The organism is Methylomicrobium sp. Wu6 (assembly GCF_035916875.1).
Lineage (GTDB): Bacteria > Pseudomonadota > Gammaproteobacteria > Methylococcales > Methylomonadaceae > Methylomicrobium.
In genome coordinates this window covers 1-12058 of record NZ_JAXUHN010000082.1, presented here as the reverse complement: position 1 = coordinate 12058, position 12058 = coordinate 1, and the positions used below count along the sequence as shown (strand labels likewise).

The 12058-nt window shown below is 55.3% G+C and carries 10 protein-coding genes; 4 read left to right on the top strand and 6 right to left on the bottom strand.

The features are described 5' to 3' along the window. The first annotated feature begins 518 nt into the window (after positions 1 to 518). The 3 genes from U2W12_RS12445 (at position 519) to U2W12_RS12435 (ending at position 2628) form a co-directional block, all read left to right on the top strand. Positions 519 to 1613, top strand: a complete 1095-nt coding sequence (locus U2W12_RS12445) for a hypothetical protein (RefSeq protein WP_326501014.1) — start codon at positions 519 to 521, stop codon at positions 1611 to 1613. Positions 1614 to 1931: 318 nt separating this feature from the next. Next, positions 1932 to 2252 (top strand): BON domain-containing protein, encoded by a 321-nt coding sequence (locus U2W12_RS12440; protein ID WP_326501013.1) that lies wholly within the window; start codon positions 1932 to 1934, stop codon positions 2250 to 2252. Between the two features lie 61 nt (positions 2253 to 2313). Then, positions 2314 to 2628 (top strand): BON domain-containing protein, encoded by a 315-nt coding sequence (locus U2W12_RS12435; protein ID WP_326501012.1) that lies wholly within the window; start codon positions 2314 to 2316, stop codon positions 2626 to 2628. Positions 2629 to 2714: 86 nt separating this feature from the next. Here the strand turns inward: U2W12_RS12435 and rdgB are convergent, their stop codons facing one another. The 5 genes from rdgB to U2W12_RS12410 all read right to left on the bottom strand — a co-directional run bounded on the left by rdgB (position 2715) and on the right by U2W12_RS12410 (position 7711). Continuing rightward, positions 2715 to 3326, bottom strand: coding sequence for an RdgB/HAM1 family non-canonical purine NTP pyrophosphatase (rdgB, locus tag U2W12_RS12430; protein WP_326501011.1), 612 nt, complete (start codon positions 3324 to 3326; stop codon positions 2715 to 2717). A gap of 78 nt (positions 3327 to 3404) precedes the next feature. Continuing rightward, entirely contained in the window at positions 3405 to 4124 is a 720-nt protein-coding gene (rph, locus tag U2W12_RS12425) for a ribonuclease PH (RefSeq protein WP_326501010.1), read from the bottom strand. Between the two features lie 95 nt (positions 4125 to 4219). Continuing rightward, a complete protein-coding gene (locus U2W12_RS12420; RefSeq protein WP_326501009.1) occupies positions 4220 to 5416 on the bottom strand; it encodes an ABC transporter permease in 1197 nt (398 codons plus the stop codon). A 2-nt stretch (positions 5417 to 5418) separates the two neighbouring features. After that, positions 5419 to 6624, bottom strand: a complete 1206-nt coding sequence (locus tag U2W12_RS12415) for an ABC transporter permease (protein WP_326501008.1) — start codon at positions 6622 to 6624, stop codon at positions 5419 to 5421. A gap of 82 nt (positions 6625 to 6706) precedes the next feature. After that, a complete protein-coding gene (locus tag U2W12_RS12410; RefSeq protein ID WP_326501007.1) occupies positions 6707 to 7711 on the bottom strand; it encodes a DUF475 domain-containing protein in 1005 nt (334 codons plus the stop codon). A gap of 251 nt (positions 7712 to 7962) precedes the next feature. On the opposite strand from U2W12_RS12410, the gene mgtE reads away from it, so the two are divergent. Continuing rightward, complete coding sequence (gene mgtE / locus U2W12_RS12405; protein ID WP_326501006.1) at positions 7963 to 9405, top strand: magnesium transporter; 1443 nt, start codon at positions 7963 to 7965, stop codon at positions 9403 to 9405. A gap of 330 nt (positions 9406 to 9735) precedes the next feature. On the opposite strand, the gene gpmI is transcribed toward mgtE, so the two are convergent. Then, complete coding sequence (gpmI, locus tag U2W12_RS12400) at positions 9736 to 11379, bottom strand: 2,3-bisphosphoglycerate-independent phosphoglycerate mutase (protein WP_326501005.1); 1644 nt, start codon at positions 11377 to 11379, stop codon at positions 9736 to 9738. Positions 11380 to 12058 lie beyond the last annotated feature (679 nt).

The following is a 12058-nucleotide window of genomic DNA, read 5'->3' as shown; positions in this document are numbered from 1 at the left end:
CCGTACAACTCCTTCCTGATCGGCGCGTGCGCCAATTTGACAAAGCAACTATACCCGGAAAGGCAATACCCGACTTAGCTGCGAATCTTCTTCGGCATCAACGTCTCCCCGCGATTTCGCTCCCTTTTTTGTGCATGGCCCCGTAGTTCCCCGCCTCCCTGTAACAACGGCTCTATATCGGAGCCCGCTTCGGCAATTTCTTTTCCGCTCGATCTGCGTGACCTTGCGGTCATACATAACGATTTCGATCGAACTAAACCGGACGCATTTCAACACCCGAACCATCTGACTCGCCATTTCCCCGTATAGATGTTTGCGCCGACTGCTTTCGACGTGGCTGAGCATGCGGGCATTCCATGCAAATTTTTTTTTGCGATAGCCGCAAATGTGATACATTTAAAAGCTAACTTTATTAGTTAGAATCAACGCTGGTAAACAGGCCATTGTCAGAGATTGTGCAAAATGACGCCCCACGGCCGACAACCAACATATTCCATCACGTTCATACGAGGTCAGCCATGAGCCAAATTCCAGGACCAGAGGAAATTTTGGGGAGCCAGGGTCTCACCCGGGAAGATCAGGACTATCAAGGTTCTCGTTTCAGCGACGTTAAAGCCGCGCTATTCGCCAATCCTTATCAAAAAGTCTGGGGCGGTCCGAACGAGCCGGCGCTGCCCTATTATAAAACCACCAACAAGAGCACCTACGCCGGCATCCTGCCGGGCGGACAACCGCCGCAATTCACCTTGGCAGCCATCAGAGCTCTGGAATCCTCGGCGGACTTGCGCTGGGGGGAGGACGGACGAGGCTTTCGAAGATTGTTGCGTCCGAACGGCGTTTGCGCGCTCGGAACCTGGCAAATCGACGAAGACAACCCCTATACCGGTTATTTCAAAAAAGGCAGCCAGGGTTTGGCGGTCGCCCGGATCAGCGCGGGCGTGACGAAGACATGCGGCGGGATCAGACGAAGCTATGGTCTGTTTTTGAAGATTTTCCCGACTCTTAACGAAAACCATAAAGAATTGTTGTCGACGGCCAATGTGATTCTCGCGGATGATTTGGGCGGAACGACGACTACCCGGATCAATGGCGTCGAACTGACCAATGCCCCGCATGTGACCGGCCTGAATCGAGGCAATGAGTTGCCGACTATACTGCAAGAAGGCGTACTGTTTCTGTTTCTTGACCTGATGCCCTCGGTCCGCCAGGTCTATCCGATCGCCGAACTCGGCAAACCGGCGGGCATCGCAACTCATGCGCCGGAATTCATGCGGCTGCGAATGGCACCCGGAATCCCGCTTTCCGGCGAAAACGATTTACGCGATGAAGTGATGAGTTATATCTTCGACAAGGGCAATCCGCTTCCCCTGCGCACTCTCAGCTTTGACATCTCAGCCTCCGATACGGGCAAACGCTCCGGCTTTGCTTTGTTACCCAAAGGCGAAAGACAATCGATCACCAACTGGCAAACCATCGGCAAAGTCAATTTCAACAATGCGGTGGTTTCGTACAACGGCGATTTCGTGATCAATTTCCGTCACCCTTTGTGGCGGAAAGACCGAAACGATCCTGACAGCGCCTTGCGGAAAGGCGGTAAAAGGGTACGGTGGTAAGCGAGGTATACAGGCGGCGGGACTGCCGCCGAGAAGCTTTAAAAATTTCGCCTGCGGGCGCTTTCCCGCCTACGCCGTTTTTTTGCAACCAAGCATTCATTCCGAAGCTGTAACGTAAAGTCGCAACGGCGTCTCGATACGGAACGCCGGCAATTCCAAGCGTGCGATGCGTCCATCTATCATCAAAAAAGCCCTTGTTGCATTGTCCATATTTTATCCGCGTTAACATGGTGTTAATATAATCATGTCAGACTTGCCCTGGCTTTTCTTGATTCTTCAAGGCATTACTTTTAACTCTTCATGTGGTTTGGAAATATCATGAAAAAATTCGATTCGATCAGATGTTTGTTATTCGGATTGTGTATCGTTCTCGTTCTGTCGCTCACGGGTTGTGCTGGCGGCAAGCTGCACGAAAGCACGGGAGAGTATTTCGACGATGTGGCGTTAACCAGCAAGGTCAAAACATCGATTCTTGGCGATGCCAAAGTCAAATTTCTGCAGATCCATGTCGAAACCTTCAAGGGCGTCGTCCAGTTGAGCGGTTTTGTCGACTCCCAGGCATCTGCAGATCAGGCTGTGCATCTGGCGCGCACCGTCAAAGGAGTCAAGCAGGTCAATAATAGCCTGATAGTCAAATAAATTTGGCTTTTACCGGTTATTCTTGTTATTACGTATCATTTTTATGTCTTGTGGAAATATCATGAAAAAATTCAGTTCATTCCTGCGTTTTTTATTGGGGCTGCTGATCATTGCCTCGCTGGCTGGCTGCGCGGGCACCCATAAAACGGAAAGCACCGGCGAATATCTTGATGATTCGGTGCTGACCACCAAGGTCAAAACGTCGATTCTCGGCGATTCCAAGCTCAAAGTCATGCAGATCGATGTCGAAAGCTTCAAGGGCATCGTCCAGTTGAGCGGCTTTGTTGATTCACAGGAAGCCGCAGAGAGAGCCGTACGCTTGGCGCGTACGGTCAAAGGCGTCAAGCAGGTCAATAATAGCTTGATCGTGAAGTAAAACACGACAGTGACGCATTGCCTGTCTGCCGAACTGTATGTCTGCTCCTCGCATCGAGAAATTAGGCGATGCGCGCGCTGCCGGGATCAAGCCGTTTCTTTGGCTTTAAGTGTGGAGGTCAGGCTGCGTAGCGCCTGACCTCGATGACTCAAGGCGTTTTTGACCTCAGGCTGCAACTCCGCCGAGGCACAGTGGTGTGTGGGCACCCAGAATACCGGGTCATAGCCGAAGCCATTACTGCCGGCCGGCCGGGTCAAAATTCTTCCTTCCCAAATCCCCTCCGCGATGACCGGCGTAGGGTCGTCGGCATTCAGCATGAATACCAAAACGCAAATGAAGCGGGCGCTGCGCTGCGCTTCCGGTACGCCGTCAAGCTCTTTCAGCAACTTTCGCAGATTGTCCAGGTCGCTGCTGCCGAGCCCGGCATAGCGTGCGGAATAAACGCCTGGCGCGCCGTCGAGCGCATCGACGACTAACCCGGAGTCATCCGCAATCGCCGGCAGACCGCTATGCCTCGCCGCATGCCGAGCCTTTATGATTGCGTTCTCGACGAAGGTCGTACCGGTTTCTTCCGCGTCGCTTATCGAGAAGTCGGATTGCGGCACGATCGGATGATCGGCCAGTATCGCCTGAATTTCCCGAATTTTTCCCGGATTGCCGCTGGCAAGCACGATTTTTTGGTGTTTTGAGAAACGCATAAGTCGGGTGAAAAGCGAAAACTATCTCGTTAAATTCAATATTGAAAGTTTTTTTAATGGTTCGGCACGCGCATTATTTCAACATTTTTCCAATGCTTCCCGCTGCTTTTCGATCAATTGTTTGATGCCGCGGCCCGCCAGGTCGAGCATGGCGTCTAGCTCGTCCTTTCTGAACGCATGCCCTTCGGCGGTGCCCTGGACTTCGATAAATGCCGCCGCATCGTTCATCACCACATTCATGTCGGTTTCGGCATTGCTGTCTTCTTTATAGTCCAGATCCAGTACCGGAACGCCGTTGTATATGCCGACCGACACCGAAGCAACCTGGCCGTGCAGAGGATTGGTCTTGATCTGCTTTTGTTTGAGCATCTGTTTGACCGCCAGCGACAACGCGACAAAACCGCCGGTGATCGCGGCGGTGCGAGTGCCGCCGTCGGCCTGCAACACGTCGCAGTCAATCGTGATCGTGTTTTCACCGAGCGCCTTCAAATCGACCGCGGCGCGCAGGGACCGACCGATCAAACGCTGAATTTCCATCGTGCGCCCGCCCTGTTTGCCGGAGCTGGCCTCGCGCCCCATCCGGCTGTGCGTGGAGCGCGGCAACATGCCATATTCCGCAGTGATCCAGCCTTCACCCTTGCCCTTGAGGAAACGCGGCACCTGGCTGTCGACGCTGGCGGTGCAGAGTACACGGGTATCGCCAAACTCGACCAGTACGGAGCCTTCCGCATGTTTGGTATAGCCACAGGTAAATTTGATTTCTCTCAGTTGATCGGGTTGTCTTCCGCTCGGTCTCATGTGTGTTATGCCAAAATTAAAATCCGCACAGTATACCCGAACTGCCGTTCATTCGAAGGCTTCAATTTATCCCCAGCTTGATAACAAGATACCTATCACTCCGTTCGCAAGGCCTCCAGCGGCTCGAGCCGCGCCGCCTTAATCGCCGGCGCAACGCCGGAGGCGATACCGATCACTAACGACACGGCAAAGGCGGAAATGATATAGCCCCAGGCAAGTTCAACCGGCAATTCCGGCAACGTATAGCCGATGGCCTGAATGGCCAGAATTCCGAACAGCACACCGGCCAAGCCTCCAGCCAGACTCAATGCGAGCGCTTCGCCGAGAAACAGCCGGAAAATGACCCGGCGTTCCGCGCCGACCGCGCGCAAAAGGCCGATCTCGGAGACCCGTTCGGATACTGCGATCGTCATGATGGTCAAGATACCGACAGAGCCGACCAACAAAGAAATGCCGCCCAACGCAGCGACGCCCATCGTCAAGATAGTCAATACCGAGTCCATGGTTTCGAGCATCTGGTTTTGGGTAATGATCGTGAAATCTTCAAGCCCGTGCCTCGCAATCATCAAGCTTTTGACCGCTTTCTGTACGGATGCGACCGAAACCGAGCTTTTATAGAGTACATTGATTTCCACCAGACTTTCCCGGTCGAATAATTCCAACGCCTTCGCGGCCGGAATATAGAGCGTGTCATCCATATCGAAACCGACCATCTGCCCCTTTTTTTCCATCACGCCGATCACCCGGTAACGATCGGTGCCGATCCGAATGCGTTGTCCCAAGGGATTTGCCGAGCCGAACAATTCCGCCGCCATTTTGTGTCCCAAGACCGCCAATGGGCGGGGATTGCCTTCCTCTGCGGGCAAAAATCGGCCGACTGCCGTTTTGACTCGCCAGACCTCCGGCACCGCGCTGCCCACCCCCAACACATTGGTGCGCCGCTGTTTGGCCCCGGCCTCGACCCGCACATTGCCCTGCACGACCGGCACCACCGCGATCACCGACGGCAGCTTACCCAGCGCGGCCGCATCGTCGAGCGACAAGGGCCGCACCGTGCTGATCGTCGCCCCGGAGATTCCAAAGGTGCTTTTTTTGCCGGGATTGACCGATAGCAGATGCGTGCCGAACTGGGTAAATTCGGCCAGCACGAAGGTATGGATGCCTCGCCCGATCGAGGTCAGAATCACCACCGCGGCGATGCCGATCACGAGCCCCAAGGCGGTCAGGAACGAACGCAGCTTGTGGCTAATAATAGACCGGTAGGAAAATTGCAGTAAATCCAGAATCCTCATACTCAGCGCTTGGCCAGGGCGGCGATCGGGTTCAGTTTGGCGGCTTTGCGGGCGGGCAGGAAACCGAAAATCAGCCCGTTCAGCAACGCTACGCCTAGCGCTGCGAAAAATGCCCAAGATGGAAGTTCGAAAGGAAATTTCGGATAAATCATCTGCAGACCGATCAGGGCGAGCTGCCCGACCAGAGCGCCAACCGTTGCTCCGGCCAGCGACAGCATTGCAGCTTCGGTCAAAAACAAAGCATGCAGTTGCCCGCGGGTCGCGCCCAGGGCCTTCAGAAGACCGATTTCGGCGGTGCGCTGGGTCACGCTGACCAGCATCACGTTCATCACTAACACACCGGCGACCGCCAGGCTGATCGCGGCGATGCTTGCCACGGTCAGCGTCAACGCGGTCAAAATCTTGTCGAAGGTGTTGACTACGCTGTCCTGGGTGATGATCGTAACGTCGTCCTCGCCTTCATGGCGCGCCCTGATGATGTTTCTGACATCATCGACGGCTTTATGCATCGCCTGCTCGGATTTGGTCTCGGACAAAATCCTGAACAGCGACTCCGTATCGAACAAAGCCTGCGCGGACGCAACCGGAATGATCACCATTTCATCGAAATCGACGCCGATCGACTCGCCTTCGGAGGCCAAGATGCCGATCACCCGAAATCGCCGGTCGTTGATCCTGAGCCACTGGCCGATCGCCTGCCGATTCGAGAACAATTCCTTGCGGATGGTCTGGCCGATCACACAGACCGATAGCGCTTGATCGGCCGGCATTTTGGGCAGAAAACTGCCCTGCGCCATGTTGAGGTGTCTGACCCTAAGCAGTGCTTGAGTCGAGCCGAAAATATTCGTTTCTCGCTCCAGTCCATGTGCCGAAACCGGTGCGGAGCCGATCGTCAGCGGTGCGATCGCGGCGATATGCGGACTGACCGCCAGCGCCTCGGCATCGCCAAGCGTCAGATCGCGCGGCGTTTCACCGAAAATAGGCGGCGGACCGCCGGTCGTTTCATTACGACCTGGCAACACGATGACCAGATGCGTGCCGAGCGACTCGAACTCGTGCACAATATAACCGCGAGCACTTTCGCCCAGCGCGACCAAAACCGAAACCGAGGCGACGCCGATGCTCATCGATAGAATTATCAAGGCCGCCCTGAACGGCTGGGATTTGATCGCGAGCAGGGCTTGACGGAAAAGGTCGATGGGGAGCATGGCCGGTAGGGTCCGCTGTGCGTGCCTTGAGTAAAGTTATCCGATTAATAATGTAAAGGCACGCGCACCGTACCCTACCTTGTCATGCTTGCGCCTTATTGTATTGAATCGAAGAATACACCGAAAGCGCAATCAAAATCGCGCCGCTCAGGCCGGTGACCACTTCCGAAATATGTGTGGTCATGCTCATCAGCATGATGCCCGCCAACACGCCGATCGCATAGTGCGCGCCGTGCTCCAGAAACACATATTGGTCGAGAGTGCCCTGGCGCACCAGGTACACGGTCAGGCTCCGCACGAACATCGCGCCGATCGCCAGGCCGAGCATGATGATGATGACGTCCTGGGTAATCGCAAACGCGCCAATCACGCCGTCGAAAGAGAACGAGGCGTCGAGCACTTCCAGATACAAAAAACTCATCATGCCGGCCCGTTTCAGCGCCTCGGCCGTTTGCTCGCCTTCCTCTTCGTCTTCAAATAACGCCGACGCACTATCGACCATCACGAACAAGATCACGCCGGATACGCCCGCGACCATCGCCTCGAGCCGGATTTCGGCCGGCAGCCAGTGCTGGATGAACAACAGCAAACACAGCGCCACGATCAGCTCGATCGATTCGAGCTTGCCCCAGCCGGCTAGCTTTTTTTCGATAGTCCCGAGCCAGTGCAGTTCTTTGGCGTCATCAAAAATGAAACCGAAAAACACCATCAGCAAAAACATTCCTCCGAAAGCCGCAATCTGGACATGTGATTCGCTCAGATGCTGCGCATAAGTCGTCGGATCGTGCAGCGCCATGTCGGCCACGCCGAATAAACCGATGCCGGTCGCCAACGAGACGATCAGCACCGGAAACAACAGCCGCATGCCGAATACCGCGATCAAGATGCCCCACGTCAGAAAGTAAAATTGCCAGCGTTCATCCATGCGCTTCAATACCGAGGCGTTGACGACCGCGTTGTCGAATGACAGGCTGACTTCCAACACGCCCAGAATCAGCGCGATAAAAGCGCCGGTCAGTCCGCCCCAGTAAAGCGCGATCGCGAGACTCAAGACGGTCACGATGATAGAAAGACGAAAATGCTGCATGCAAAACTCCTCAATGTGTTTTATAGAGCTCTAACTATAAGTCGATTTGGCTTAAAATCAATAGTTTTCGCGGCAATTATAACGTTTAGGCATCAATAAACCGGCTTGGCTTTTTCTTTTAAGCATATTTCATTCCAGTGCGATTTTTATCGCTTATAATGGCTTGCTCAATTCTCGTTCAGCGAATCGCCAAATCGGCATTTGGCTCGATTGCCCGGCAAAATCTCACTGCATTTTGACTCTGTGACGTTATGGACTCCACTAACCAACTCAGCCCTGCACAGTTTTTACAGCACCAGCTCCAGGAGGTAATCTCGTTGCTCGAAAAGCAGCAGCTGGAAAAATCGCTGCTCGATAGAAGTCCCGGCGCGCACCACGAACTGCTCGAAACCGTCTTGCGTAAACAGCAGGAAACCCGCCTTCACGAGAAACTGGCCGCGCTGCATCCGGCCGACATCGCCTACATCCTCGAATCGCTACCGCTCGATGAACGCAAGATTGTCTGGAATGCGATCGAGGCCAGCCATCATGGTCAGGTGCTTGTCGAAATGTCCGATGCAGTAAGGCAAACGCTGATTTCGGGCATGGAGTCCGAAGATCTGGCCAGCGTGGCCGAAAATCTGGATGCCGACGAGATCGCCGATCTGGCCGACGGCCTGCCGAAAAACGCGATGCTGAAAATCCTGCGTTCGTTGAACAGCGAGGAACGCAAGCATGTCAATGCGGTATTGGCTTATGAGGATGATCAGGTCGGCGCCTTCATGGATTTCGGCATGATCACGATCCGCGAAGACCTGACCCTGAAAGCGATCGCGGACTACATCCGCAAACTCGGCAAACTGCCCGGCCATACCGATAAACTGTTCGTGGTCGATCAACAGGATGTCGTGAAAGGCGTGCTGCCGCTGTCGCGCCTGTTGACCCATGCCCCTTTCCTGTTTGTCGCCGACGCGATGGTGACCGATTTCGTGCAGTTTCAGGTCGACCAGGACGTCTCCGAAGCCTCGCGCGCGTTCGAGCGCTACGATCTGATTTCGGCGCCGGTCGTCGATAACGGAGGCCGCCTGCAGGGACGGCTGTGCGTCGACAGCATTCTCGACTATATCCGCGAGGAAAACGACGAAGACCGGCTGATCCAGGCCGGCGTGTCCGAAGAGGAAGACCTGTTCTCCAGCGTCTGGAAGAGCGCCCGGAACCGCTGGTCATGGCTGTTGATCAATGTCACGACTGCCTTCATCTCGACCCGCATCATCGGTTTGTTCGAAGACGCGATCCTGCAACTGGTCGCTTTGGCTTCGCTGACGCCGATCATCGCCGCGACCGGCGGCAATACCGGCAATCAGACCAGCATCCTGATCATCCGCTCGCTGGCCCTGGGACAGATCACCCCGCTCAACGTCGGTCGGCTGATCAAAAAAGAGCTGTCCCTCGCCTTGCTGAACGGCACGTTCATCGGCCTGGTGGTCGGTTCGGTCGCCTATTTCCTTTACCGGGACAAGGCGCTGGCCGGCGTAATGGCGCTCGCGATGTTCTTGAATCTCCTGGTCGCGGTCGTGGCAGGCCTCGCAATTCCGCTGCTTCGGCATAAGTTCGACAAGGACCCAGCAGCCGGCGCGACCGTGATGCTGACCTCGATTACCGATGCGATGGGATTTTTTATCTTCTTGGGACTGGCGAGTGTGTTTTTGTTGTGAAAGCCGGCGCGCATCTGATCTGACAGAATCCAACTTCATTTTGGATTGAACGTGACACTGACGGTCTTAGTTCGGCCCTTTGCCGACTATCGAGTCTTTCAAGTCAATAGCGGGTGAAGCCCCAGATCGGTCGTTCAACGTGGAGCTAACAGGGCGCAACCCGGAAAGCTGAAAAAATTAATCCGTAGCATATCCACGCTCCGGTTGAGCGCCATGTAAAGCCGGATGCTTGATTGCAAGACTTGACCCCGTTTTTGTGGTTGGGACGGGGTTGCAAACCCCGTCCCGCTTAGGGTGCCCGACATGCCGCAGCGTGCAGGTGCGAGCTTTTTAGGCCGATTCGATCAGGCTTGGGTCGTAATCTTGCGGCGCTTCGAAGCCGAGTAGATTCAACACGGTCGCGGCCAGATTCGACAGGCCGGGTGCCGGCACATCCTGGCGCAATTTATAGCCCGGATTCGCCGCCCCGGAAATCAATACGAACGGCACCGGATTCAGGGTGTGCGAGGTCTTAGCTTTGGTGCGGCCTTCCGCATCGCGTTTCACGCTGCCTTTTTTATCGAGTTCGTACATTTCGTCGGCGTTGCCGTGGTCGGCGGTAATGATCGCCGTGCCTTGCGCGGCCAGAATGGCCGGAATCAAACGCGCCAACTGCAAGTCCAGACCCTGCATCGCAGTGACCGCCGCATCGAAATTGCCGGTATGGCCAACCATGTCGCCGTTGGCGTAATTGACCCGCAGGTAGCGGTATTTGCCGCTGCGAACCGCTTTAATCAGGTCGTCGGTGATCTCGGCGCATTTCATCCATGGGCGTTGTTCGAACGGCACATTGTCGCTCGGAATTTCGACATAGGTCTCCAACGCGTCGTCGAATTTGCCGGAGCGGTTGCCGTTCCAGAAATAAGTGACGTGGCCGAATTTTTGGGTTTCGCTGATCGCATATTGAGAAATGCCGTTTTTGGCCAGGTATTCGCCCATGGTCCGCTCGATGGCGGGAGGTTGCACCAGAAAGCGCGGCGGCAGATGGGTGTCGCCGTCGTACTGCATCATGCCGGCATAGGTGACTTTCGGCAAAGGGCCGCGGGCGAATGGGGTGAAATGCTCTTCGGTGAAGGCGCGCGAAATTTCGATGGCGCGGTCGCCGCGGAAATTGAAGAACACCACCGCATCGCCGTCCTCGATCGGTCCCACCGGTTCGCCGTCCTTGACGATCACGAAGCCGGGCAAATCCTGGTCGATCACGCTCAGTTCGTCGCGGTAGGCGACGATAGCCTCATGGGCGCTGGTGAATGGTCGGCCTTTGCCCTGTACGTGGATGTCCCAGCCGCGCTGCACCATCGTCCAATCCGCCTCGTAACGGTCCATCGTGATGGTCATGCGGCCGCCGCCGGACGCGATCTGCACGTCGAAGCCGGGGCCGCGCAGTTGCTCCAGATAGGTCTCGAACGGATCGACATAGTCGAGCGCGGAGGTCTCGCCCACGTCGCGGCCGTCCAACAGAATGTGAATCCGCACTTTCGATACGCCTTCTTTCTTGGCTTGTTCCAGCATCGCACGCAGATGGTCGATATGGGAATGGACGTTGCCGTCGGAGAACAGGCCGAGAAAATGCAGAGTGCCGCCGTGTTTGGCGGCCGCCACGACTTCGTGCCACGCATGGCCTTGCCACAAGTGGCCTGTGGCGATCGACTCCGCCACCAGTTTGGCGCCTTGGGCAAACACGCGCCCCGCGCCGATCGCGTTGTGGCCGACTTCGCTATTGCCCATGTCCTCGTCGCTGGGCATGCCGACCGCGGTGCCGTGCGCGAGCAGAGTGGTCATCGGATAGGTCGCCATCAGACGGTCCAGCGTCGGGGTGCGCGCGGTTTTGACCGCGTCGCCGTCCTCGCGCGGAGAAATGCCCACGCCGTCGAGCACAATAGTGACGACGGGACCGGGACAAGCGGAAAAGCGGGAAGATTTTTCTAATTTCATAGGGTTTCGAGAGAGTAAAAAATAAGCTGAATGAATAAAAGTGGGCCGTTGCGGCGAAAAACGCTTATTTTACCATGTGTTGGCCGTAGAGCGGCTTCGCATCACGACAGTATGGACGCAGAAGGTAGGGAGCCGACAGTAGGCGCTTTAGGCGACGCAGGAACCGTTGCCGAGCAAACCGCCATTGGCGAAGTTGCAAAGAAGGGAAAAAGATGGAAAACAGTCGTTCGTCTTGAGCTGTGAAAAATTCGGATTTATTGGCCTCGATGACGGTCGATTGCTGGCGCGAAGAGCCGTCCTGCAATTGATGGGTTTCGCTGCCGCTCTGCCCATCTGGCCCTGACAAAATCAAACTTTGGTTTGTGGATTGAACGTGACGCTGGCGGTCTCAGTTCGGCCAAAACCCGCCATAGCACAAACATTGAGGAATGACCGCAAACTGGCAGATTGCCGCCGATGGTTTTGCTTCATAAATCCAGTGGGCTTTTCACTTCTTTGATCGTCCGACTGGGCACGGTATGCGTGTAAATCTTGCTCGGATATACTATGTGAGACAGTATTTATAAGTGCTTAGCAGAAAGTAAATTGGTATTGAGAGCCAAAACCAGCGCCGATTTCATCGATAGCCTCCTCAAGTTCGGTAGGTGTAAACGATTGGAATGGCAGCCACTCGTATTTC

Coding starts and splice junctions, on each gene's coding strand:
- U2W12_RS12445 (WP_326501014.1), top strand. CDS start 519: ATGAGCCAAATTCCAGGACCAGAGGAAATTTTGGGGAGCCAGGGTCTC.
- U2W12_RS12440 (WP_326501013.1), top strand. CDS start 1,932: ATGAAAAAATTCGATTCGATCAGATGTTTGTTATTCGGATTGTGTATC.
- U2W12_RS12435 (WP_326501012.1), top strand. CDS start 2,314: ATGAAAAAATTCAGTTCATTCCTGCGTTTTTTATTGGGGCTGCTGATC.
- rdgB (WP_326501011.1), bottom strand. CDS start 3,326: ATGCGTTTCTCAAAACACCAAAAAATCGTGCTTGCCAGCGGCAATCCG.
- rph (WP_326501010.1), bottom strand. CDS start 4,124: ATGAGACCGAGCGGAAGACAACCCGATCAACTGAGAGAAATCAAATTT.
- U2W12_RS12420 (WP_326501009.1), bottom strand. CDS start 5,416: ATGAGGATTCTGGATTTACTGCAATTTTCCTACCGGTCTATTATTAGC.
- U2W12_RS12415 (WP_326501008.1), bottom strand. CDS start 6,624: ATGCTCCCCATCGACCTTTTCCGTCAAGCCCTGCTCGCGATCAAATCC.
- U2W12_RS12410 (WP_326501007.1), bottom strand. CDS start 7,711: ATGCAGCATTTTCGTCTTTCTATCATCGTGACCGTCTTGAGTCTCGCG.
- mgtE (WP_326501006.1), top strand. CDS start 7,963: ATGGACTCCACTAACCAACTCAGCCCTGCACAGTTTTTACAGCACCAG.
- gpmI (WP_326501005.1), bottom strand. CDS start 11,379: ATGAAATTAGAAAAATCTTCCCGCTTTTCCGCTTGTCCCGGTCCCGTC.